A 22,509-nucleotide genomic window follows, 5' to 3' on the forward strand; every position below is an offset into this window, starting at 1 on the left:
TTAGTTCTCATTAACCACAATTAAAATTATATCTTATTTTATCAGCCAAAACTGGCAGTCATAAAACTCAGCGCTCTGCCTTACAGCAGCTGTTGATAGGTCAGCAGCAAATCTGAGGAATAGACTTTTGCTCTGTCAGTCTTTTTAATTTCCTGCCATAAAATGGCTGCCTTTTGCATCTTATTTTTGCATGATCTATTTTGCGGATCAGCACAGAAATCTTTGTAAAACTGGTTCCATTGGCAAACACGATTGTCATAAGGAGCATAATCCGGATTCTTTTTCCCATAGTAAATATCCAGCATATCTTGAACAGTAAAATTCCTATCGTTGTCAGCCTTGACCTTGCGCCAAGCTGTTGCCATATCCGCAGTGAATTTAAAGGGATGAATGCCGGTTTGCCGACTGAAATAATCCCGAAAGGCCTGATTAAATGAGAAACCGCAACTCAGCAAAGGACTGTCTAAAGCAACCGCTGATTGCTTTGGGGGGAGTTTATGGCGAGAAGGCTTAGCCTTAGTTCCCCTAAAGTAAGCAGCAATAACATCATTTAATTCCTGCTTGGTTCCTGTATGAGCCAAACCGAGCTGCCGGCAAATCTGTGACAGCTCCTTTCGGTACCAATAATAGCGGCTAAATTCCTCATAACTCTGTATCTGAGAAAATTCCGGACGTTTCATAACACCTCACCTTTGCTTTTTTCCAAATCTCCCGCACCAAGGCCGACATACTAAGCACAGCGCTTTTTTAGCTTTCAAAAACCAATTTATCCTTATCAAAAGACAGCTTCAGCTCATATTTGCCCTGCTGATTTTTTTCAATATAGCCTAATAATTCCAAAGCTTGAACAAAAATATCAGGGCGCTTTTGAGCGACTTCATCTTTTCTGCCGAATTTCAGCAGGAAAGCCGTCATGTATTTGAGGGCGTATTCGGGATTGACATCTCCAAGTAAATGGTAGAGCCATTTTTGTTCTGCTGACAAAGGCAGCTTTTCTTTCAGCTTAAAAAAGTAGTTGGACAGTGTCAGACTATCTCTGGTAATGGTCGTTTTTTCAAGCAGCACAGCTGCATTGGTCTGATTAGTTAGACGTGTTTCAAAAGTCACAGCCAGCAGCTCCTGATAAAGAGGACTGCTGTCATCCACAAAAATCTGGCTGTCCAGTGTCAGACCATCCAGACTTTCCAAAAGCTCGAAGGCATTGCTGTAGCGCTTATTTTCCCGCAAAATATAGCCTGCCTGAACGTAATTTTCAATCGAGCGCTCCAAGTGCTCCTCCTGCGGAAATTCTCTTTTAATCTGGCGCAGAGTCACATCGTCATGCTCCTCCAGGTATTGAATGAGTTCTTGAAAAAACGGCTGGCGCGTTAATTTGCTGCCATTATAAATTTTAATCATCAAGCTCTCCTACATAAACTAAACGCTCAGACCGAGCCAGCTGACTGGGATTAGTTCCCGCTTGATTTAAAGGCACAGCCAGCCTCAAATCATCATAGTAGGCCTGCCAGAAATCAGAAATAGGCTTTTCCTCATCGCCAAACTGCATGGGAATGGTCTCAAAAATCGGCAGAATCTCTGCAATGTACTGCGAGCAGTAAAAAGCCTGAGCTGTCGGATAAAAGCTGATATTATAAGGCTTGCCCAGGTGCTTTTGAGCTTCAAGGTAAACGGCCTGTGTGTCAATCTGCGGATAGCGGTAAACAAAAACTGTTTGGTCTTCGTCAGCTAAAAACGCCGCTAAATCTTGTTGCATGATAGAGTTCACCCTCCAAATAAATAGCAACATGATTATATTTTCCCGTTGCCGCCTTAATGGCCTGAGCTATATCAGACTGATCTGCCGTAAAAAGCAAGTCTCCGCTTTGTAAATCTTGAATTTTCATAGTTCTATTGTATCATAAAATAAACTGTTGGCAGAAAAAGCAACGCTGCTGCCATTCAGTGTTTTTACAAAGTAAAAAAGCCAAAACATACGTTCTAGCTTTCTTATCTATTCTATCATTATACTAAGCATTGAAACTTTCAGTCAGCTGAGGCACCACTTGTTTCTTACGCGACACAGCTCCTTCAAGAAAAGCATGATTATTTTCAAGCTTAAAATTGAAAGCTGCTTCAACCTTATCTGTGTTGGCACCCAAAGCTAAGATTTCTGAATTTGAGTTGACAATATCAGTAATCATCAAGACAAAATCGGAATAGCCATTGGCAGTCTGTGAAGCGGCAATCGCGGCTTCAATTTCGGCCTGACGGTCTAAAACTTCAGGAATATCAACTGTATTCACCTGTGCAACACGTACCTGATTGCCGTTCAACTCAAAGGTTTTAGCATCAATATCAATCAATTCTTCCGCAGATTTGCTGGCCAAATTGGTACCGGCTTTAAGCATCGCCAGACCATATTCCTGCAGATCAACACCGGCAAGCTTAGCCAACTCTTCGGCAACAGACGGATCAGAAGCATGAGTCGTTGGAGATTTCAGCAAAAGAGTATCTGAAATCAAGCCTGACAGCATCAGCCCTGCAATTTCTTTTGGAATAGCCACATCATTTTCCTTATAAAGGCGGTAAACAATAGATGATGCAGACCCAACCGGCTCTAAACGCATGTAGAGAGGATTTGCTGTTTCAAAGTTGGCAACACGATGGTGGTCAACCACTTCAATCACTTCAACATCACGAATATCAGCGATAGACTGCTGAAATTCATTATGGTCGGTTAAAATAACCTGTTCTGCCCCTTCTGCTTTAGCAGACGTAACCACACGCGGTGCTTCCACGCCAAAATAATCAAGTACAAAAGCTGTTTCTTCATTAGGAGCTCCAAGAGCAACGGCTTCAGTGTCCAAACCAAGCTGAGCTTTTAAATGAGCATAAGCAACGGATGAACCGATAGCATCTGTATCAGGATTTTGGTGACCAAAAACTAAAATTTTAGACATAATATTACCTCATTTTTGTTATTCATCTCATTTTACCAAATTTGATGCCATTAAGCAAAAGAAGCTTTAGTTGGGATATTGAAGGATTCCAGCTGTTGTTTAAGGAACACTAAAAAGACCGGAAATCATCATTCCGGTCTCTTTTTTACAATCACTTATAAGCATAAAATACGTCAAGGGGCTTGTCTTCAGACAGTTCCGCAGCAAAGCAGCGACCAGCTGCTTTTTAGGCTGTCAGCATTGGCCTTCTTAACCGTTTATTCTGCGTTTGTATTCTTCGTAAGTTTCTGTATGCATGAGTTCTTTGGCATTGCGGACGCGGTCCGGCGTCGGCGGCTTAACACCTTCCAGAGCATAAGGAATGCCCAGTTCACGCCACTTGAATACTCCCATTGTGTGATAAGGCAGCACTTCAAAGCGTTCGACATTTTTCAAGGTCTTAACAAACTCACCCAGCTTAATCAAATCGTCATCGCGGTCTGTCAGACCGGGCACTAAAACGTGGCGAATCCAGACAGGTTTGCCGATATCAGATAAGTATCGGGCACAGGCCAGAATCGTTTTGTTGCCGTGACCGGTAACAATCTTATGCTGTTTGGGATCGATTTCCTTGATATCCAAAAGCACCAGATCGGTTACTGCCATCAGCTTATTGTATTTTTCCAGATAGCTGGGCGTATTTCTGAAAGTAAGCGCACAGGTATCCAAAGTTGTATGAATCCCTTTTTCCTTAGCCAAGGTAAAAAGGGCAATCAAAAAGTCAATTTGGAGGGTTGCCTCACCGCCGGAAACTGTGATGCCTCCCTTATCGCCCCAAAATCCCTTGAAACGCAAAGCTTCTTCCAAAACATCTTCGGCTGTTCTTTCTGTTGCTCTGTCATTGGTCAATGCCCAGGTATCTGGGTTGTGGCAATACTGGCACCGCATTTGGCAGCCTTGCATAAAAACGACAAAACGCACGCCCGGACCGTCAACTGAACCAAATGATTCTGTTGAATGAACAAGTCCGGTTACTTTTCTATAATCAATTTCTTCTGTCATGATTTTCTTCCTTGTAAACGTTTTTCTTATTTTTATTATAACACTTTAAACAAAAAAAAGACTAACATTCTGTTTAGTCTTTTTCATCTTCTGCTTCTTCAATTTCACTCACCAGCAATTTCAGTTTGGTTATCCGACCGTCTTTAACCTTATCATTGATCAGCTCCAGATGTTTATTGTTGCTGTCAACAATGAAATGTTCTTTTTCATCCTGACTTGGAATGGTGCCGACACCGGTCAGGTAAAAGCCGGCAATCGTGTCAACATCATCACTTTCAAGGTCAGTTTCAAAATATTCATTGAAGTCATTAAGCGTCATCGTTCCAAGAACGATATAAGTATGGTCTGCAATCTCACGGACAGAAACCGCAGCCTTATCCGTTTCATCGTCAATTTCACCGACAATTTCTTCTAACAGGTCCTCAAGCGTCACCAAGCCTGCCACACCGCCGTATTCATCCAGCAGAATGGCCATTTGATTTTGGGTGTTTTTCAGAGCTGTCAAAAGGTCATTGACAAAAATAGTTTCCGGCACAAAAAGCGGCTCCTGCAAGATACGGCGCAGGTTGATATGATCAAATCCTTCTTTGAAACCGGCATCGAGCAGCCGTTTTGTATGGATAAGACCGATAATTTTATCCTTATCCCCGTCATAGACAGGAATACGGGAAAACCGTTCATTTAAAATAGCCTGAATAATATCGCCGGTATCATCATTGATGTCTACCATGAAAGCGTCAGTCCGAGGCACCATGACTTCACGCGCCATCAGCTCATCAAGCGAAAAGACGCCCTGCAGCATTTCGATTTCATCGGCATCCAGCGTTTCTTCACTGTTTGTCAGCATATATTCGATTTCATCACGCGTCATTTTTTCATCGGCATCATCAAAAGTCATGGGCGTTATTCGGCTCAGCAGATTCGTTGAAGCCGACAGGAGCCAGACAAAAGGACTGACGAGTTTCCCCAGAAAAATAATAATCGGAGCTGAATAGATGGCCAGACCGTCCTTTAGATTCATGGCAATGCGCTTGGGATACAGCTCTCCTAAGACAATCGAAATATAGGTCAAAAACGCAAGGGCAATGATACTGCCGGCAGTTCGTGCTGTTGTCGAATTGCCAAACCAGACAGCAATCTCACGCCCCAAAGAATCCGCTAAACTTGCTCCGGATAAAAGGGTGATGAGGGTGATGCCAACTTGAATCGTTGAGAGAAAATGATTCGGCTTTTCTAAAACTCTCAAAAGACGGATATATTTTTTTTCACCTTCTTCAGCTTTTTGTTCAACGCGCGCACGGTTTAACGATACCAGAGCCATTTCTGTGGCTGAGAAAAAGGCGTTGCAAAGTGTCAAAATAAGCAGTATTAAGAATTGTAAAATTAAGGGTTGACTACCAGGGTCTTCCATTGGTTATTTTTCTCCTAAATGATATATAGTCAGTCTATTATAACATAATTTTATTTTTCTTGTGATACTCATAAACACCGGCGATGAATTTGACGATTTCCTTAATAATAGCATAGGCCGGAACCGCAACTAACATGCCGACGAGCCCGGCAATATTGCTGCCCAAGACCAAAAGCACCATGATGGTCAGAGGGTGAATTTTCATAGCACTGCCAACCACACGCGGATAAACAATATTGCCGTCAATCTGCTGAAGAGTCATGATATAGATAATAGCAATAATCATTTTTTGAGGGTCGCTGGCAACATAGGCTAAAACAACCGGTGTCAATCCTAAATAGGGACCGACATAAGGAACAACATTGGTCACTCCGGCAACCAAGGCAAAGAGAAAGGCGTACTGAATGCCCATGAAATGGTAGCCGATCAGGGCAAAGACGAAAATAAAGGCCGCGTCAATGGCAACACCGCTGATATAGCGTGAAATCGTCTTATTCATCTGTCCCATAAGCTTGCTGATATTATGCGTATCGTTTTTCAGAATGGAGCGCTCCAGCATGGGCAAAAGCCCTTCGCCATCTTTTAACAGGTAAAATAAAACAACCGGTGTCAGAATCAAAATCATCACAGCATTTGTAATCATCGAAACGATACTGGAAACACTGACAGTCACACTGTTGAGAACATTTTCCAAAATATCCACATAAGACAGATTAAATTGTTTCAAAAGATCGTTAATGTCAATATTTTTAAAGGCCGGATTATCTTTCCATTCATTGACCAAATCCTGCAGTCCCACATAAATATTCTGACTGGCCGATATCAAGTCTGTCAGCTGATTGATCAGATTAGGAATCAAGCTGGTAATTGAGAAAACCATCAAAGAAATTAAGGCAACAAAGATAATCAAGATGCCCCAAAGCCGTTTCATTTTAAAATGATTTTCTAAGAAGGTAACAATGGGATCGGTAATGTAATAGAGAAAACCGCCCAGTAAGAAGGGCATAAAGAATGTCTTAGCAACACTGAAAAAAGGGCTGAGAAGACTTCCCATCTGCCGCCAGGTAAAAAGAATCAAGGTCAGCAGCAAAACTTCTACTGTCCAAAAAAATAGTCTGTTGTTCTTAAACATAATCCCTCCTTTTGCGCTTATTTTAACATATTTTTGTGTTATAATAAATAACAATTAAACGACAAAGAGGTAAAAGATGGCACTTATTTCAATGAAAAATGTAAGTTTAAAAAGACAGGGCAAGACCCTCCTTAGCAATCTGAACTGGCAGGTTAATAAGGGAGAACACTGGGCCATTTTGGGACTCAATGGCTCCGGCAAGACAACCTTACTGAAACTGATTATGGCTGAGTACTGGTCTTCCGACGGTCAGGTTGAAGTTTTAGGTACCAAATTCGGACAGGGAAATATCCCCGATATGCGGACTAAAATTGGTGTTGTCGGCTCCTTTATTGCTGAGCGGCTGCCTAAAAATATGCTGGCTGAAAAAATTGTCCTGACCGGAAAATACAAATCCAGCATCCTCTATAAAGTTTACGGGGATAAAGAGCTGGACGAAGCGCGTGACATGCTGAAATCAATCGGCGGCGAGCACCTGCTTGGCCGTTCTTATGCCAACCTGTCACAAGGCGAAAAACAACTCCTCTTGATTGCCAGAAGTCTAATGGAAGAGCCGGAAATCATCATCTTAGATGAAGCAACGAGCGGACTTGATCTCTTTGCCAGAGAAAAACTGCTCCAGCAAGTTGACCTGATTGCTAAACTGCCGCATTCTCCCCTAATTTTGTATGTCACCCACCATGCTGAGGAAATTACCGGCACCATGGATCATATTCTGCTTTTGAAGAAAGGCAAAATTGTTGCCCAAGGCAAAAAAGAAGACATCATCACCCAAGAAGTTCTATCCGATTTCTACGACAACCATGTTAAAATTATTCCTATTGATGAGGAGCGCTTCTTCATTAAGCCGGAAGTCTCAGTTAAATAAAGTTTAAAATACCCATTGCTTGAATTGCAATGGGTATTTTTTTAGCAACAGATTAAACATTAACAGGTATTATTAATCCCCATTTTTATTTTGAACAGTTACTGTATTATACAAAGCTTCACCAGCTTTAACATCTTCCCATGTTCCAATTTTAACACCTTCTGAATAATAACCATCCAGTACACCTTTATGTTGTAAAACAGTTTGTTCATACGCTACTTTAGAATTCCATTCTGTGATATCAACATCTGCTAAAGATTTATGTAAAGCTGTAATTGGATCCATATTTTTCCCGCCAGATGTAAACAAAGTACCGTGAGAATTTAATAAGAAGCCATTTCGTAAGGCTTTGTCGCCAATTTTTTTAATCTCTTCAGCAACATATTCTGCCAATTCTTCAGAACACATAGGGTGCCAGTCTAATGTCCGAATTTCTTTCAATTTTTGGGTTGCTTCTGTTAAGTTTGGCATACTTAACCCGATAGTAGCCCAAAACATTGATTGATCAGCGTGTGAATGGAATACACATTTAATATCTGGATTAACATCATAAATCGCTTCATGCATATTAATTTCACGAGTGACCTTACCATTACCTGAAAGGACTTTTCGCGTATGTGGCTCAATTACTAAAATTTGATCAGCCGTTAAATGACCCAAATAAGCCTCAGACATCATTGTAGGAGTCATTACGTAGTATTCTTTTCCTTCTTCGTCCGTCACACGAATACTGATATTTCCTCCAACAATATTAGTATCACGGCGATCCATAACTGTTTTTACAACTTTTGCCAAATCTTCACGTTCATATTCAAATGGAATACGACCTGCTGGATATCTCATAACTAATCGACCTTTCTATTTTCCTTTAGATTCACGTATCGCGTTCATTTTTCTGACGCTATATTTTTCTTTTCTAAATATTTTTTAGGGAACAGAATAGACATTCCTTGCTTGTTTACTAATAAGCCTAGCACAATCACAAAAATATTCAGCCAATATAACTTTGTATAAATAGCCATTATAAACAATAGAAATGCTAAGAAACTTAGGAAAGTCCAAAATATTTTAGATGTTACATTCATACTCAGTTCCTTCTAAAAATTTACTAATCTTTGTATTTATTTGTTGGGATTGGATTTTTCATAAATCCTCTGTACAAAATATAGAACAAGGCTAACAGTGCCACAAAACCAACAATTGCCATTACATTACCACGGCCCGCCCAAGCTGCTAAGAAACGGAAATCTGGTGCTTCAATAGAACTCCACGAAACTTCTGCCCCTTTAGGAACATTTATTGCTCCAGTGCTCTTGGCCAATTTTGTAAAGATACCTGCAAAATAAGTTGATCCATATAAAAACAGTGGTTCATAGATAATACCTAGGACAAGCATTCTCAGTAAATTGCCACCTGTCAGCAAAAGACCGCCTACACCTAGGCAATAATTAATAACACCAGCAAGAGGCAGAATTTCATTGCCTGGCAAAACAGCAGCAAACAGAATAGATACAGGAATCAAGAGCACCATTGTTACCCAAAGTTCGGTACTTTGCCCAACAATTGGCCAATCCAAGCCAATAACAAACTCACGACCTTTGACATGTTTTTTCATGAAGTCACTCATTGTAGTACCAAATGGCGTCAATGCATCCATAAAGAATTTAGCCATTACTGGAAAAATTGCCATTACAGCACCAGTTGTGACCGCAAGATTCAATGAATTAGCAATCCCATACTGTCCAATCAACCCTAGAAGCAAGCCAATAATTGCCCCCATCACGACAGGTTCACTCAAAATACCAATTTTACGTTTTAACGCATCCGCATCCCATTTTTTATTAAACACAGGGATATAGTCCATTAACTTATTTACAGGACTCATAATAACAGCAGTGAATGTTTCAATGTGTGTTACAGTTACACCTTCATAACCTAGCATATCTTTAATTTCATCTGCCCACATATCTCCCAATTTCAGAGAGATAATGACCTGAATACCAGCAACAATAAATCCCCAAACAAGATTATCAGAGAATTGATACACAATGTAACCAGTCAGAGCAACTCCCCATACATTCCACATATCTGCATTTAATGTTTTGGTCATTTTACTAAGCAGCATAACTAAATTAATTCCAAGTTCAACCGCAAAGAATGTAAATGCAAGCGGCCAAGCCCAAGTGATTGCTGAAGCTCCTGTCCAACCAAAGTCAACAACCGGCAAATTAATTCCTGTGTTTTTCGCTAAGGCTTTTGCGGCTGGGCTAACTGCTGCAGTTAACTGATTAATAGCTAAGCTCATACCAATAAAACCAGTACCTAAATAAAGTCCTGATAGCAGAGCTTTAGAAGGCTTCATCCCGAAGATTAAACCTAAGATAGCAATAAAGATAGGAATAAGAACAGTAGAGCCAACTCCCAATATTGCTTGAACAATGTCATTCCAGTTCATAATAAATTCCCCCTGAGAATTCTATATTTTTAGTTATGCTTGCTTATATTTTTCAACAATTTTTTTAATACGATCGTTTGCCTCATCTTGTCCCACACCTGTCAGCCACGGCAAGCCGACCATTCCAACGACATCATGTTCATCAAGTACTTCTTGAAGTTCTTTATTCGCTGGTGCAATTCCTATATATACAATAATACTTGGATCATTTTCGATAGTTGACTTAGCTGTTTCAATTGGTTTAGGGGTTGCTTTAGCATAGCTATCCATTCCTACCGAAACCAGATATTCATTTACTTTATTTGTTACTTGAGGGCTTGTGGCAACACCCGAACCACAACACACTAAAATTGTTTTCATAGTAATACTCCTTTTTAATTTTCAAAACGACTTACAACCAAATTGTACATTTCTTCGTTAGTTGTAACGTTTTTAAATTTACTTACAAATTCACTATCCTGAAATGCTGCCATCATATTTGCTAATAATTGTGGCTGTTTAGACCCATCTTTGATTCCTAAAAACAGGAAATCTCTGGCAGACATTTCAGCTGCATCCCCCATTTGCCTAATATCTAGAACACCAATGTTCCTTGCAATATAGATGAATGGTTCTTTAATATACTTACTATCTACATGAGGAAATGCAACTGATATTTCAGGAAATTGTAATCCTGTCGGGTATGATAGCTCTCGTTTCTCTAAACCAGTAATGAATCCTAATTCCGCAACACCTTTTTCTATAACCCTCATTCCTATTAGGTCAAACAGCTGCGCTTCATCGGATACAATGACGTCCAAGTCAATCAAATCTTCTTTGAACATTTCACTAATCATGACAATCCCTCCTTTCTAATGTGATATCGCTTACATTTCTAATTATAATCAAAATAATTCATAAGTCAATCATTTTCGAAACTTTTTTGAATGTTTTTTTTCGAAATAGATTATTTATTGATTATTACTTAATTGTATACTATAATAAAAACAAATATAAATAGCGAGAGGTATAGATAGTGATAAAAAATATTCGATGGAATAAAATCATTGATTTAATCAATATGAACGGAGGAATGATGACAACCTCTGAGATTGCCGCCATAACTGGGGTGTCTGAAGTTACAATTCGCCGTGATTTAAAACAATTAGAAGAACATGGAAAACTAAAACGGGAGCACGGTGGAGCACTATCTGTTGATCGTTCAAGACACATTGAATTTTCAACAGATGAGAAACTGCTGCTTAATGTCGAAAAGAAAAATATTATAGGAAAAAAACTTGGTGATTTAATTCCCAGCAACTCCACCGTATATCTCGGTGCAGGTACCACACTTCTTTTGGCAATTCCTTATTTAGCAACCAAAAACATACGATTTGTCACAAACAGTTACCCTGCTTTTCAAGCGTTGCTGGAATATGACAATCAAATCATATTAACTGCCGGTGAGTTTTATAAGAAAACCGGTGAGTTTCTCGGACCGATTGCCGAAGCTTCCTTTAAAGACCTGAACATTGATTTTGCTCTCTGTTCAACAAATGGTATCAGCAAAAATAGAGTAACCACAAGCAATTCTACACAGGGAAGTATACAGTTAACAGCTATGAATTGTGCGGATAAAAAAATCATTGTAGCAGATACATCAAAAATTGGAATATCTGATATGATAACATTTGCTCCTCTGGAAGCATTTGATATTTTAGTCAGCGATGATAACTGGGATCCCATAAAAAAAGAAGAGTACTCAAAATATATAAATATACTATAATGTTTGGAAAGGAAATTTTATATGATTATCACACTTACTATGAACCCTTCTGTAGACTACCTCTATAAAGTTGATAGATTATCTCCGGGGAAATTAAACAGGGTAAGTTTAATAACCAAAATGGTGGGAGGAAAGGGAATTAACGCTGCACGAGTTTCTGCAATACTTGGCACAGAAACCACTGCAATCAGCATTATTGGCGGAATGAATGGAGATTACATCCTTTCCCAAACAAAAAATGATAAGTTCTCATCAGATTTTATCCGTACAAATGATGAAACCAGAAACTGCTATGTCATTTTAGATAAAGAAAATATGAAAACAGAAATAAATGAATTAGGAGCAGCCGTTGCTCAATCTGTTTTAAATGAACTTGATTCAAAAATTGAATCTTACGTTAAAACCAAAAATATCACAGCAATTTCAATTAATGGCAGCCTGCCACTAGATTGTCCGCGTTATTTTTATTCTGATTTAATACAAAAAATAAGAAAACTAAATCAAAATATAAAAATTTTGTTAGATACTTCCGGTAGTGCGTTAAAAGATTGTTTAAATTCAGGTTTTCTACCAGATATCATTAAACCTAATGAAACTGAAATTGCTGAATTACTAAATACGAAAATAACCACTGATGCGGAAACACTGCAAAAAAACATCATGGCTGATGAGTTGCTTTCTAATATTCCTATCATTTTTGTATCATTAGGAGCGAACGGATCACTTATCAAATACGAAAATGAATTCTATCAAATCACATTTCCAAAAGTTAACGCTATTAATACACAGGGATCCGGTGATGCGACAGTTGGTGGTATCCTATCTGCCATTGATAAAAATAAATCCTTTGTTGATGTATTAAAATATGGTTCCGCAGCAGGAACTGCTAATGCATTAAATGTCAAAACAGGATTCCTGAAAAATAGTGTATTTAATTCAGTTTATCAAGATGTTTCAGTAGTAAAATCGAAATATTAATTTGATCAAAGTGTGCCAACGTGTACGCTTTTTCTGTTTTCAATCAATAATAAAAAGCTATCATACTCTTATTAGATAAGATTGGCCTTTGATATACTGAGTTGTGAAGCATCTTGAAATGTTCCAATGAAAAAGTGTTTTCGAATATTTCAAAACAAAACTTCACCACTACAAAAATTTTAAGGTTTATGGACAGTTAGAATTTGATGACCGATTTTAAGATTCTGAGCGTTTCTAGAGAAAAAATGAAAAGACCTGATTCCCTTACAATTTAGGAATCAGGTCGCTGTTTCATTTTACTATTCAATTGTTTAACAGAAAAGGAATTCATTACCTTAATTAATTGAACTAGGATTTTTTACTGTTCTTTAGTCTATTTATCTTTAGAACTACCAATTAAGAGCTAATTGTTCACTCATGCCCTACTCTTTCAACTTCTCCACCATCACCAAAAACGGCGGGGTATTGACTTGGTTAAGCGGCTGGTAGAGCATGACTGTAAAGAGGTGCTGATCCAGTTGACTAATGAACTCAAGCACAGCATCTTTTTCCATGTCGCCTCCTGCATGCCCATAGTAAATCATGACAGACAGGCGGCCGCCAATTTCTAAGCGGTTTAAAATTTTTTCAACAGCAGCTAAAGTTGTGTCTGGCTTTGTAATCACAGATTTGTCCGCACTCGGCAGGTAGCCCAGGTTGAAAATGGCTGCGCGAATAGGCTCAGAGACGTACTTATTCAGATTTTCATGACCGTCCAAGATTAGCTCTGCATTGGTGAGTTTCTGATTAGCTAAGTGTTCCTGAGTTTTAGCGAGAGCCTGCTCCTGCACATCAAAAGCATAGACTTTTTTAGACAGCCCTGCTAAAAAAGCCGTATCGTTGCCATTTCCCATGGTCGCATCAACAGCGATACTGTCTTTATCTAAAACCTCTGCCAAAAACTCATGGGAGAGCTGAATCGGACGTTTGATCATAATTAAAAAACATCTCCTGTATTTTGAAAAAATAATGAATAAAATTCTGGCAAGTTTTAATGAAGTAAAAGTTGAGCCAAGGCGCTGATAAAATAAACACAAAAATAAAGATAATGAAGCGGCAGATTCCATTTCAAATAATTTTGTCTAGTCTCATTTGAAATAGGTTTACCGCTGTTCACCTCTTCTTCACTTTTTGAAAAACCAGTCAGGCGATGGCAGGACAATAGGACAATCAGCGGGATAACACCCAGAATACGAACAGTTATTGGATAAGAGGTCAGCAAAAGTGTTGTTAGTCCCAAGAAAAATTGCAGACCAACACAAGCTTGATATAAATTTACAACCGCAGTGTGCCGCCTAAATTTGCTATAAAAATGCGAAAATCCTTGATACATTTTATGACTTAATAAATAATTAAAATAAGCACCTAATGTGACTGAATAAGATAGCATAAAGCCAGCAATTACAGCTGTCAATAAAAGTGTTAAATCATAGGGCATACTTTATTCCTCACTAAAATTATGTGAGAGGTGAGTGGGGGTGATCATGTGTTCTATCTTTCTCCGTTCAGATTTTAATTATTAATCTGTACCTAACAATATACAATTGATATAGTCACTATCTTTTGATACAATTTTCAATTTTGCTCCTTTTTGAACAATAACCTCATAGAAGTCTTCACCGGTAATGCTTCCCACATAAAATGCACAAGTCCCTTTTGGTAAAAATACCCTTAATTTAAACTGACTGTTCTTTTCATATCCTTTTACAAGACTTGTATTTAAAAAAGCACGATCATATAGATCAACTCCATCTATTTCCTTAGCCGCTTCTTCTATTTGATTCTTAACTAGCTTACTAATCCCTCTGTATACAACAACGTTTTCTTTGATTGAATATTTTTTAATTTCATCACTATACCTCTTGATTTTATCATTGAAATCATCATCAGAGTCTCTATCCCTGATTCTGTAATTGTATCTTTCACCACAATTATAAGCGAGACAATACTCCGAAGAAGACTTATTCGGATCACCATTGAGATTTTTAGGCGGTTCTGTATTTAGTTTTTCAAGAGTAAATTCTTTTACATTGTCAACTGTTGGAGATAGTTTATCCCATTTTTTTCCAAGCTGAAAAGCAGATGCTAATTCATATAATCTATTCTGATTGTTCAGTTCAAAGCTTCTTCTATTCTTATTTTCAGACATGTTATCCTCCCACCTTACACCCTTGCACACTTCTGCGTCTTTCCATCTCCTCATCAATGGCATTGAGGACTTCCCACTTGTTGAGGCTCCACATGGGACCAATCAGCATATCGCGCGGTGCGTCTCCTGTGATTCGATGAATAACAATATCTTTAGGGATAATTTCCAGCTGGTCACAGATAATATTGACATACTCATCTTGGCTGAGCAGCTGCAGGCGTCCCTCGTGGTAATCGCGCTGCATGCGGGTATTGGTCATGAGGTGCAAAAGATGAAGCTTGATGCCGTTAATATCATTGTCCGCCACACAGCGGCGGACATTTTCAAGCATCATCTCATGGGTTTCACCGGGCAGGCCGTTGATGAGATGGGAGACAATTTCTGCTTTGGGCGCTAACTGCCGCAGACGCTCAACCGTCTCAACATACAGGTCATAGCTGTGTGCCCGATTAATCAGCCGCGAGGTCTCTTCGTAGGTTGTCTGCAGCCCCAGCTCAACTGTCACATGCATCCGCTCAGAAAGCTCTGCTAAATAAGCAACCGTCTCATCGGGCAGGCAGTCCGGACGCGTTCCAATGTTAACACCAATCACTCCCGGTTCATTGATTGCTTGCTCATAGCGTTCACGGATAACCTCCACTTTGTCATGGGTATTGGTGAAATTTTGAAAATAAACCAAGTACTGCTTGACGTCCGGCCACTTGCGGTGCATAAAGTCAATTTCCTTGTAAAATTGGTCGCGAATGGGCGCTTCCGGTGCCACAATCGCGTCACCAGAACCGGATACCGTACAAAAGGTACAGCCGCCATGGGCTACTGTGCCATCACGGTTAGGACAGTCAAAGCCGGCATCAATAGGCACTTTAAAGATTTTTTCGCCAAAAAGCCGGCGATAGTAAGCATTTAAAGTATTGTAACGTTTTTCCATATTTTCATTATAACATTTTCATTTATTTTATATAAGGACTGTGGTGCAGGTGCTGGAAGGTTGAGTGATCACATTCAACAGCCGACTCCACTATATGATAGGTCTGAAACAGATGATGAACGCGGTCTTTTAACAGCTGCTCATTGCAATCAGGAGCAACCAGCAGGTGAATCATGGCAATATTTTTGCGGCCGTCTAAGGACCAAAGATTAAATTGATTGATGGCCTGAACCCATTCCAGCGCCAAAATTTCCCTCTCCAGCTCCTGAACATCACAATTTCCGGGAGCATGTTCCAAGAATACAGACAGATTCCCGATAAACTTAGGCAGGGCCTGGCTCAAAATAAAGAGCGCAATCACCACAGACAAGAGCGGATCAAGAATATACCAGTCCGTCACTCTCAAAACCAGAGAAACAATAATAACAGCCACCCAACCTAAAATATCTTCAAGAAAATGCAGGCTTAAAACGGACTCATGCTCAGATGCTTCCCCGTTTAAAACACGGCTGGCCATAATATTGACTGCGATAGCAACCAGACCAAGGATCAGCATCCCATTGTAGTTAACTGGCTCAGGATGCATTATTTTTTGAACATTTTCAAATAAAACCAAGCCAGATCCGATAATAAGAATAACAGCGGTCATTAAAGCACCCAGGAGACTGAAACGCCAATAACCCAGCGTATATTTATAGTCACTCCTGCGCTTGGATAAACGCTCAAAATAATAAGACAGACCAATAGCCAAGGCATCGCCAAAATCGTGAACAGAATCTGCCAAAATAGCGCTGGAATTAAAAATACCGCCGAAAATCATCTCAATAATGGCAAAAACAAAATTGGACATAAAAGCGATAAAAATGCGAGTGCTTGACTGATTGGATAAGTGGTGATGATGCTCATGGTGGGAGTGCTTATGCACGTTCATAATAGCTCCTTTCAATTTGTTAGCAGCTTTGCGGCTAAAGCCGCTAAAGCTGCTGCGCAAAGTCCCAGGGGACTTTTGCTTAACAACTTACTGGTGCTCCTTACGAAACAGGATCGATTTCTAGCGGCGCACGGCGCAACTTTTTTATGCTGGCTTTGCGGCTAAAGCCGCTAAGGCTGCTGCGCAAAGTCCTAGGGGACTTTTAAATTTATTTTTTTAATACTGTTTTGCTATATTGACCTTATTATAACACGAAGTATTGTGATTGCCTGATTTTTTTAGCAAAAAGAGCTGTTTCACAGATAGCTTTACCGCATCATGAACAGCTCTTCTAGATTATTAAGACTAATTTTCTGCTACTTCTGCCGGCCTTGAAAGCGCCATTCAAAGCGTTTTTGATCGTAAAAAGGATAGACAAAGGCTGCAACAGCAGCGGCAAGCAGCCAGCCTCCCACTATGTCAGAAGGGTAATGCACTCCCAAATAAATCCGTGACAGAGCTGTTAAGACCGCCAAAAGAATCAGTATTGCCTGTGCAATCCGTTTAAACTCTCCTTTTGTTATCCGCTGCTGAACAATAAAGGCCAAGCTCAAGGCAACAATCATGGTCGATGCTGCATGCCAGCTCGGAAAGGACGGTCCCATCGGTTTTTCAACGAGGTAGTAAAGGTCGGGTCTTGCACGATGATATAAATATTTAAAAGCTGTTGACAAAATGCCCATTAAAACAAGATTGCCAGCTAAAAAGTAAGCTTCTGCCTTCCATTTTTTCCAAAAATAAAAGATCAAGGCGATGAAAAAGACATAGGCAAAAACATAAGCTTCATGTCCCAGCTGAGTTACCGCTTTAAAAAACATCGTTGCGCTTTTAGGCAAATCTCCGCGTATTGCCTCCTGCACACTGCTGTCAAAAACCTTTAAAGCATCAGGATAAAATTTAACCGCATAGCCCAGCAGCAAAAAGAGTAAGGCAGCAAAAGAGGCTCCCAAAAGATAAAATTGTTTATTTTTCATGAATTCTATAAGTTTTTAAAATCGGCTTGGCCGCTGCATAAATAACAGCAAAGCTGACTGCAAAAATAACTCCTTCAAGAAGATTAAAAGGAATAACCATATTGACTAAGTATTTCCCAACACCAATGAACTTGGCGATGTCAAATCCGGCAAACTTGGCATAAAGCGGAATGGCATAAACATAGTTCAAAACGACCATAACAGCAGCCATGGAAACTGTTCCGACAGCACTGGCAATGACAAATGCTTTTGTTTCTTCCTTATTTTTCCAAATAAGACCAAAAGCTAAAACAAAGACACCAAGCGCTGCTATATTCATCGGCAGACCAATGATACCGCCGGGTCCGCCATTATCCAGTAAAAGCTTGAGCAGACTTCTCACAAAGAGAATGGCAAAGGCACTCCGTAAATCAAACAGCACCAAGCCCAATAAAATCGGAATGATACTAAAATCAAGCTTCAAAAAATCAACACCCGGAATAATGGGAAAGTTGAAAATCATGAGCACAAAAGAAAGTGCCGATAAGATCGCAATAATAGCTAAGCTTTGTGTTTTTTTCATAAAAAAATTCCTCCAATTTTTACAAATCGAAAGAAGCTGCAAAGAGTATCAATGCCAAGCGCAAAAACCCTTTGTCTTCTCCCATCCAGACTTTACTGTCGGTTGTGGAGTTGCACCACATCAGCTTTGCGCTCGCGGACTTCTGATAATTAACATCTACTCTTACCCTGTCGCAATAGCACTGTTTTAAGTTAGCAGCTAAGCAAACAGAAAAAAATAAATCATTCAGCCATCAGTCACCGCCGGTCGGGAATTGCACCCTGCCCTGAAGACACTTCTAGCATATCAAAAAACAGCCCTAATAACAAGTACTCTTTCTTAATTCCGGAAAATTCTTTAAAGACCGCTTGTATTGCTCAGACAAAAAAACTAACACTGCTAAACGGATTCCTTGCTGACCACAGTTCATAATTGATATTTATTTTTATCCCAGCCTTATTTTTGCTTCAGACATTCCCAGACAAACTATCTGCCAGACTTAAAGAAACAAAAGACAGATGAGCCTACTTCAATTTGTCGGTAGCGTAAGTATGGCTGAGCTCCAAACCAGTGAACTGCTGCTGACGGAGAGCTTCATAGACTATCATGCAGACCGTATTTGACAGATTGAGGCTTCGGACATGCTGATCGTTCATCGGAATACGCAGGGCTTTTTCAGCGTGCTCACGCATAAACGTTTCCGGCAGCCCCTTGTCCTCACGGCCAAACATAAAATAATGCGTCAGTCCATCATCATAATGCTCATCCGAATACGTTTTTTCAGCAAACTTGGTAATCAGATGCAGCTTGCCTAAGCAGCTATCCATAAACTCCTCAAGACTGTCATACAGATGCACGTCCAGTTTGTCCCAATAATCAAGACCGGCTCGCTTCATTTTCTTATCATCAATCGGAAAGCCCATAGGACGGATAATGTGAAGAGGACTGTTGGTAGCTGCACAGGTACGGGCAATATTGCCGGTATTGGCAGGAATCTGCGGTTCAAACAGGACAACGTGATTTTTCCCTGAAGCGTGAGCCTGATTTTCTTTTTCCAATGTTTCAATATTCATCTTATACTAACTTTCTGCTGGTCTATTTATTCCAAAAAAAGAACCACGAAACCCGGAGTCATGCTCAGCAGGTAACGTGGTATGTGGGGCCTCATTATCTTAAATCATAACAGGTTTGATTTAAAACAATGAGTAGCTTGGTATATAGTATAACACTTCTGTCAAAGATGTCAATAAAATGTTAGAAAAAATTTAAGATTTTTTTCAGAAAAAAACGAACTGCTTTTCAAATAGAACAGCAGCCCTCTTCCTTTCCGTTTTTCTTTTGAATTTCCATAGAAAACTAGTGCATTTTCTCCTGAAAAGAGGTATGATAGTTATTATAATTTGGAGGTAAATCATGAAAATTATTGTCGTTGGCGGCGGTAAGGTCGGAAAGGCTCTCTGTCGCTCACTTGTTGATGAAAAGCACGATGTTATTCTCATCGAAGAGAATGAAACTGTGCTTAATCATGTGACAAAACGCCTTGATATTATGGGAATCGTTGGCAATGGCGCTAATTTCAGAATTTTGGAGCAGGCTGACGTTCGAAACTGTGATATTTTCATCGCTATTACAGATAAGGATGAAGTAAACATGGTAGCAGCTGTGCTGGCCAAAAGAATGGGAGCTGCAGAAACGATTGTACGGGTTCGCAACCCTGAATATTCCAATACTTATTTTAAAGACAAAAACTTTCTTGGTTTTTCCCTGGTCGTCAATCCGGAACTGCTGACAGCCCGTTATATTGCCAACATGGTTGATTTCCCAAATACGCTGTCTGTAGAACATTTTGTCAATGGCCGTGTCATGCTGATGGAATTTAAAATCGTAGACACCAACAAGCTCTGCCAGATGTCCTTGAATCAATTCCGCAAAAAATTCAGCAACATTGTGATTTGTGCTATTGAGCGCAATCACGAATTGATTATTCCTGACGGAGACGATATCATTCAGCCTGACGACAAAATTTTTGTAACCGGTAATCGTAGGGACATGATTCAGTTCCATAACTTTGTTAAAAACAAGGTCATCAAGAGTTTGATGATTATCGGAGCCGGAAGAATTGCCTATTATCTGCTCAATATCCTCAAAACGACAAATCGTCATCTGCGGACTAAAATCATTGAAGTCGATCCTAAAAAGGCCGAACTCTTCAGCCAGGAATTTCCTCACATTCACGTTGTTCAGGGGGATGGCACGGCTAAGGATATTCTTTTGGAAGAAAGTGCTGCCAACTACGATGCTATTGCTACTCTGACCGGTGTTGACGAAGAAAATATTATTGCATCCATGTTTTTAGAAACTCTGGGCGTGCAGAAAAATATTACCAAGGTCAACCGCACCAGCCTTCTTGAGATTATTAATCCCGAACAGTTTTCAAGCATTATCACGCCTAAAAACATCGCGGTGGACTCTATGATGCACTTTATCCGCGGCCGTGTCAATGCCCAGGATTCTAATCTGGACGCCCTGCACCATGTAGCCAACGGCCGAATTGAAACCTTGCAGTTTGAAATTCGTCAGGCCAATAAAATGGCCGGCAAAACCTTGTCCAACCTAAAACTTAAAAGTGATGTTTTAATTGCTGCTATCATTCGCCGCGGTAAAACTATTTTCCCAACCGGTGATGACGTGTTTGAAGTCGGTGATAAAATCGTTGTTATCACACTGCGCAAGAATATCACCCATATCTATGATTTATTGAAGAGGTAAGCTATGAATAAAAGTATGGTACGCTTTCTCTTATCAAAATTACTGCTGATTGAAGCTGCGCTTCTTGCTGTCCCCTTGCTTGTTGCTCTTATTTATCAGGAAGACCGAACAGTTATATTCAGTCTTTTAGGCACTATGGCTATTCTGGTTCTTCTTGGAAGCCTCGGTATTATTTTTAAACCTAAAAACCAGCATATTTATACCAAGGAAGGGCTGCTGATTGTTGCTCTTTGCTGGGTGCTTTGGTCCTTCTTTGGAGCACTGCCCTTTGTTTTTACCGGTCAGATTCCCAGCATCATTGATGCTTTCTTTGAAGTCAGCTCAGGCTTTACAACAACAGGGGCCACTATCTTGCCCGATGTGTCTGTTTTATCCCACTCACTGCTGTTTTGGCGCAGTTTTACTCACCTTATCGGCGGGATGGGAGTGCTGGTTTTCGCTCTTGCCATTATGGAAAACAGCAAAAACAGCCACTTAGAAGTCATGCGAGCGGAAGTTCCGGGGCCTGTATTTGGCAAGGTTGTCTCCAAACTTAAAGACACCGCTCAGATCCTCTACATTATCTATTTGGCCATGTTTACGATTTTTGCTGTTGTTCTTTGGTTTGCAGGCATGCCGCTGTACGACAGCCTGGTCACAGCCATGGGAACTGCCGGAACCGGCGGATTCACTGTTTTCAATGACAGTATTGCCCACTACAACAGCCCACTGATTACAAACCTGGTTTCAATAGGTATGCTGGCTTTCGGTGTCAACTTTAACCTGTATTATTTGCTGCTGATGCGCAAGTTTAAAGCCTTCTTTGGCGATGAAGAACTAAGAGTTTACATCGGCATTGTTGTGGTTTCAATCCTCTTAATCTGGCTAAATATCGGCGGACTCTTCGACACAGCGGCAAAAGGTTTGGAAATTTCCTTCTTCCAAGTTTCGGCGGTTATCACAACGACCGGATTTGGGATTACTGATTTGACCGTCTGGCCGCTGTTTGCTCAATTTATTTTGCTCCTTTTGATGTTTATCGGAGGATCGGCCGGTTCAACAGCCGGCGGCTTTAAAGTTATGCGGGCTTTGATTCTGTCAAAGACTGCTAAAAATCAAGTTCTTTCAAGCCTCTATCCTAATCGGATGATGTCTTTGCATATCAACCATCAGCCGCTTGATAAGCGGATACAGCACAGTGTTCTTAAGTATCTGACGGTCTACCTTGCTATTTTTATCGGCTTAGTCTTTATTTTGACACTTGACAGCAACAAGTTTATGGTCGTTGTCAGTGCGGCTGCCAGCGCCTTTAATAACATTGGACCGATCTTAGGTACAGATAAAACGTTTGCTATCTTCAGCCCCTTTTCAAAATTAGTGCTGTCATTTGCAATGATTGCGGGACGGCTGGAAATTTACCCAATGCTGCTGCTCTTTATTCCAAAGACATGGTCTAAAACCTAGCAACAGCTCTCAATAATAGAAAAACCCTCATTAGGAAGCATACCTTAGTGAGGGTTTTCGTTTTACAGCTGATTGCCATTAAGGGTTTTAGAGCAGGCTAAATCTCC

The 22,509-nt window shown here is 40.1% G+C and carries 24 protein-coding genes, 1 pseudogene and 1 riboswitch; of the genes and pseudogenes, 5 read left to right on the forward strand and 20 right to left on the reverse strand.

Going from position 1 to position 22,509, the window contains the following annotated elements:
• Positions 1–80 precede the first annotated feature (80 nt).
• From AC4HAF_RS06695 to AC4HAF_RS06725, 7 genes and pseudogenes are all read right to left on the reverse strand, one after another.
• A complete protein-coding gene (locus tag AC4HAF_RS06695; protein WP_491097163.1) occupies positions 81–680 on the reverse strand; it encodes an SAP domain-containing protein in 600 nt (199 codons plus the stop codon).
• Between the two features lie 67 nt (positions 681–747).
• A complete protein-coding gene (locus tag AC4HAF_RS06700; RefSeq protein WP_491097164.1) occupies positions 748–1,398 on the reverse strand; it encodes a DUF1803 domain-containing protein in 651 nt (216 codons plus the stop codon).
• Positions 1,391–1,883, reverse strand: a pseudogene (locus tag AC4HAF_RS06705) (YiiX/YebB-like N1pC/P60 family cysteine hydrolase). Before AC4HAF_RS06705 ends, AC4HAF_RS06700 begins: the two are co-directional and overlap by 8 nt.
• Positions 1,884–2,006: 123 nt before the next feature.
• Positions 2,007–2,939: a manganese-dependent inorganic pyrophosphatase gene (locus tag AC4HAF_RS06710; protein WP_491097165.1), complete on the reverse strand. Its 933-nt coding sequence runs from the start codon at positions 2,937–2,939 to the stop codon at positions 2,007–2,009.
• Positions 2,940–3,188: 249 nt separating this feature from the next.
• Complete coding sequence (gene pflA / locus AC4HAF_RS06715; RefSeq protein WP_491091046.1) at positions 3,189–3,980, reverse strand: pyruvate formate-lyase-activating protein; 792 nt, start codon at positions 3,978–3,980, stop codon at positions 3,189–3,191.
• A gap of 73 nt (positions 3,981–4,053) precedes the next feature.
• Positions 4,054–5,391: a hemolysin family protein gene (locus AC4HAF_RS06720; RefSeq protein WP_491097166.1), complete on the reverse strand. Its 1,338-nt coding sequence runs from the start codon at positions 5,389–5,391 to the stop codon at positions 4,054–4,056.
• A 37-nt stretch (positions 5,392–5,428) separates the two neighbouring features.
• A complete protein-coding gene (locus tag AC4HAF_RS06725; RefSeq protein ID WP_491091050.1) occupies positions 5,429–6,523 on the reverse strand; it encodes an AI-2E family transporter in 1,095 nt (364 codons plus the stop codon).
• Between the two features lie 76 nt (positions 6,524–6,599).
• On the opposite strand from AC4HAF_RS06725, the gene AC4HAF_RS06730 reads away from it, so the two are divergent.
• Positions 6,600–7,391: an ABC transporter ATP-binding protein gene (locus tag AC4HAF_RS06730; RefSeq protein ID WP_491097167.1), complete on the forward strand. Its 792-nt coding sequence runs from the start codon at positions 6,600–6,602 to the stop codon at positions 7,389–7,391.
• 72 nt (positions 7,392–7,463) lie between these two features.
• Here the strand turns inward: AC4HAF_RS06730 and AC4HAF_RS06735 are convergent, their stop codons facing one another.
• From AC4HAF_RS06735 to AC4HAF_RS06755, 5 genes are read right to left on the reverse strand one after another with little or no spacing between them, the layout of a single operon-like run.
• Positions 7,464–8,234 (reverse strand): class II aldolase/adducin family protein, encoded by a 771-nt coding sequence (locus AC4HAF_RS06735; RefSeq protein ID WP_027976580.1) that lies wholly within the window; start codon positions 8,232–8,234, stop codon positions 7,464–7,466.
• A gap of 44 nt (positions 8,235–8,278) precedes the next feature.
• Positions 8,279–8,476, reverse strand: a complete 198-nt coding sequence (locus AC4HAF_RS06740) for a hypothetical protein (protein WP_491097168.1) — start codon at positions 8,474–8,476, stop codon at positions 8,279–8,281.
• Positions 8,477–8,499: 23 nt separating this feature from the next.
• Positions 8,500–9,846: a PTS galactitol transporter subunit IIC gene (locus AC4HAF_RS06745; protein WP_027976581.1), complete on the reverse strand. Its 1,347-nt coding sequence runs from the start codon at positions 9,844–9,846 to the stop codon at positions 8,500–8,502.
• Positions 9,847–9,879: 33 nt separating this feature from the next.
• Positions 9,880–10,206, reverse strand: a complete 327-nt coding sequence (locus tag AC4HAF_RS06750) for a PTS sugar transporter subunit IIB (protein WP_491097169.1) — start codon at positions 10,204–10,206, stop codon at positions 9,880–9,882.
• 14 nt (positions 10,207–10,220) lie between these two features.
• Complete coding sequence (locus AC4HAF_RS06755) at positions 10,221–10,682, reverse strand: PTS sugar transporter subunit IIA (protein WP_491097170.1); 462 nt, start codon at positions 10,680–10,682, stop codon at positions 10,221–10,223.
• Positions 10,683–10,861: 179 nt separating this feature from the next.
• On the opposite strand from AC4HAF_RS06755, the gene AC4HAF_RS06760 reads away from it, so the two are divergent.
• Positions 10,862–11,611 (forward strand): DeoR/GlpR family DNA-binding transcription regulator, encoded by a 750-nt coding sequence (locus tag AC4HAF_RS06760; protein ID WP_491097171.1) that lies wholly within the window; start codon positions 10,862–10,864, stop codon positions 11,609–11,611.
• Positions 11,612–11,632: 21 nt separating this feature from the next.
• On the forward strand, positions 11,633–12,589 hold the full coding sequence (locus tag AC4HAF_RS06765; RefSeq protein ID WP_491097172.1) for a 1-phosphofructokinase family hexose kinase: 957 nt from the start codon (positions 11,633–11,635) through the stop codon (positions 12,587–12,589).
• 422 nt (positions 12,590–13,011) lie between these two features.
• On the opposite strand, the gene mnmM is transcribed toward AC4HAF_RS06765, so the two are convergent.
• The 8 genes from mnmM to AC4HAF_RS06805 all read right to left on the reverse strand — a co-directional run bounded on the left by mnmM (position 13,012) and on the right by AC4HAF_RS06805 (position 19,263).
• Positions 13,012–13,563, reverse strand: coding sequence for a tRNA 5-(aminomethyl)-2-thiouridylate-methyltransferase MnmM (gene mnmM, locus AC4HAF_RS06770; RefSeq protein WP_491097173.1), 552 nt, complete (start codon positions 13,561–13,563; stop codon positions 13,012–13,014).
• Positions 13,564–13,619: 56 nt separating this feature from the next.
• Positions 13,620–14,066, reverse strand: a complete 447-nt coding sequence (locus tag AC4HAF_RS06775; protein WP_491097174.1) for a hypothetical protein — start codon at positions 14,064–14,066, stop codon at positions 13,620–13,622.
• A gap of 81 nt (positions 14,067–14,147) precedes the next feature.
• Positions 14,148–14,777, reverse strand: a complete 630-nt coding sequence (locus tag AC4HAF_RS06780; RefSeq protein WP_447462128.1) for an ADP-ribosyltransferase — start codon at positions 14,775–14,777, stop codon at positions 14,148–14,150.
• 1 nt (position 14,778) lies between these two features.
• Positions 14,779–15,705, reverse strand: coding sequence for a tRNA modification radical SAM protein MnmL/YtqA (gene mnmL, locus AC4HAF_RS06785; RefSeq protein WP_491097175.1), 927 nt, complete (start codon positions 15,703–15,705; stop codon positions 14,779–14,781).
• A 22-nt stretch (positions 15,706–15,727) separates the two neighbouring features.
• Positions 15,728–16,636, reverse strand: coding sequence for a cation diffusion facilitator family transporter (locus tag AC4HAF_RS06790; RefSeq protein WP_491097176.1), 909 nt, complete (start codon positions 16,634–16,636; stop codon positions 15,728–15,730).
• A gap of 356 nt (positions 16,637–16,992) precedes the next feature.
• The gene (locus AC4HAF_RS06795) at positions 16,993–17,649 is read right to left on the reverse strand and encodes a phosphatase PAP2 family protein (RefSeq protein WP_491097177.1); all 657 of its coding nucleotides are present in this window, start codon (positions 17,647–17,649) and stop codon (positions 16,993–16,995) included.
• Entirely contained in the window at positions 17,639–18,211 is a 573-nt protein-coding gene (locus tag AC4HAF_RS06800; RefSeq protein ID WP_491097178.1) for an ECF transporter S component, read from the reverse strand. The genes AC4HAF_RS06795 and AC4HAF_RS06800 overlap by 11 nt, the downstream gene beginning before the upstream one ends.
• A gap of 69 nt (positions 18,212–18,280) precedes the next feature.
• A riboswitch (FMN riboswitch) is annotated at positions 18,281–18,488 on the reverse strand.
• A gap of 226 nt (positions 18,489–18,714) precedes the next feature.
• Positions 18,715–19,263, reverse strand: coding sequence for a tRNA (cytidine(34)-2'-O)-methyltransferase (locus AC4HAF_RS06805; RefSeq protein ID WP_491091062.1), 549 nt, complete (start codon positions 19,261–19,263; stop codon positions 18,715–18,717).
• Between the two features lie 340 nt (positions 19,264–19,603).
• Here AC4HAF_RS06805 and trkA point away from each other — a divergent pair, with 340 nt between their 5' ends.
• Positions 19,604–20,959 (forward strand): Trk system potassium transporter TrkA, encoded by a 1,356-nt coding sequence (trkA, locus tag AC4HAF_RS06810; protein ID WP_491091063.1) that lies wholly within the window; start codon positions 19,604–19,606, stop codon positions 20,957–20,959.
• A gap of 3 nt (positions 20,960–20,962) precedes the next feature.
• Positions 20,963–22,402, forward strand: a complete 1,440-nt coding sequence (locus tag AC4HAF_RS06815; RefSeq protein WP_491097179.1) for a TrkH family potassium uptake protein — start codon at positions 20,963–20,965, stop codon at positions 22,400–22,402.
• Positions 22,403–22,509 lie beyond the last annotated feature (107 nt).

It is taken from the genome of Streptococcus sp. ELY_90 (assembly GCF_058314475.1).

Coding starts and splice junctions, on each gene's coding strand:
- AC4HAF_RS06695 (WP_491097163.1), bottom strand. CDS start 680: ATGAAACGTCCGGAATTTTCTCAGATACAGAGTTATGAGGAATTTAGC.
- AC4HAF_RS06700 (WP_491097164.1), bottom strand. CDS start 1,398: ATGATTAAAATTTATAATGGCAGCAAATTAACGCGCCAGCCGTTTTTT.
- AC4HAF_RS06710 (WP_491097165.1), bottom strand. CDS start 2,939: ATGTCTAAAATTTTAGTTTTTGGTCACCAAAATCCTGATACAGATGCT.
- pflA (WP_491091046.1), bottom strand. CDS start 3,980: ATGACAGAAGAAATTGATTATAGAAAAGTAACCGGACTTGTTCATTCA.
- AC4HAF_RS06720 (WP_491097166.1), bottom strand. CDS start 5,391: ATGGAAGACCCTGGTAGTCAACCCTTAATTTTACAATTCTTAATACTG.
- AC4HAF_RS06725 (WP_491091050.1), bottom strand. CDS start 6,523: ATGTTTAAGAACAACAGACTATTTTTTTGGACAGTAGAAGTTTTGCTG.
- AC4HAF_RS06730 (WP_491097167.1), top strand. CDS start 6,600: ATGGCACTTATTTCAATGAAAAATGTAAGTTTAAAAAGACAGGGCAAG.
- AC4HAF_RS06735 (WP_027976580.1), bottom strand. CDS start 8,234: ATGAGATATCCAGCAGGTCGTATTCCATTTGAATATGAACGTGAAGAT.
- AC4HAF_RS06740 (WP_491097168.1), bottom strand. CDS start 8,476: ATGAATGTAACATCTAAAATATTTTGGACTTTCCTAAGTTTCTTAGCA.
- AC4HAF_RS06745 (WP_027976581.1), bottom strand. CDS start 9,846: ATGAACTGGAATGACATTGTTCAAGCAATATTGGGAGTTGGCTCTACT.
- AC4HAF_RS06750 (WP_491097169.1), bottom strand. CDS start 10,206: ATGAAAACAATTTTAGTGTGTTGTGGTTCGGGTGTTGCCACAAGCCCT.
- AC4HAF_RS06755 (WP_491097170.1), bottom strand. CDS start 10,682: ATGATTAGTGAAATGTTCAAAGAAGATTTGATTGACTTGGACGTCATT.
- AC4HAF_RS06765 (WP_491097172.1), top strand. CDS start 11,633: ATGATTATCACACTTACTATGAACCCTTCTGTAGACTACCTCTATAAA.
- mnmM (WP_491097173.1), bottom strand. CDS start 13,563: ATGATCAAACGTCCGATTCAGCTCTCCCATGAGTTTTTGGCAGAGGTT.
- AC4HAF_RS06775 (WP_491097174.1), bottom strand. CDS start 14,066: ATGCCCTATGATTTAACACTTTTATTGACAGCTGTAATTGCTGGCTTT.
- AC4HAF_RS06780 (WP_447462128.1), bottom strand. CDS start 14,777: ATGTCTGAAAATAAGAATAGAAGAAGCTTTGAACTGAACAATCAGAAT.
- mnmL (WP_491097175.1), bottom strand. CDS start 15,705: ATGGAAAAACGTTACAATACTTTAAATGCTTACTATCGCCGGCTTTTT.
- AC4HAF_RS06790 (WP_491097176.1), bottom strand. CDS start 16,636: ATGAACGTGCATAAGCACTCCCACCATGAGCATCATCACCACTTATCC.
- AC4HAF_RS06795 (WP_491097177.1), bottom strand. CDS start 17,649: ATGAAAAATAAACAATTTTATCTTTTGGGAGCCTCTTTTGCTGCCTTA.
- AC4HAF_RS06800 (WP_491097178.1), bottom strand. CDS start 18,211: ATGAAAAAAACACAAAGCTTAGCTATTATTGCGATCTTATCGGCACTT.
- AC4HAF_RS06805 (WP_491091062.1), bottom strand. CDS start 19,263: ATGAATATTGAAACATTGGAAAAAGAAAATCAGGCTCACGCTTCAGGG.
- trkA (WP_491091063.1), top strand. CDS start 19,604: ATGAAAATTATTGTCGTTGGCGGCGGTAAGGTCGGAAAGGCTCTCTGT.
- AC4HAF_RS06815 (WP_491097179.1), top strand. CDS start 20,963: ATGAATAAAAGTATGGTACGCTTTCTCTTATCAAAATTACTGCTGATT.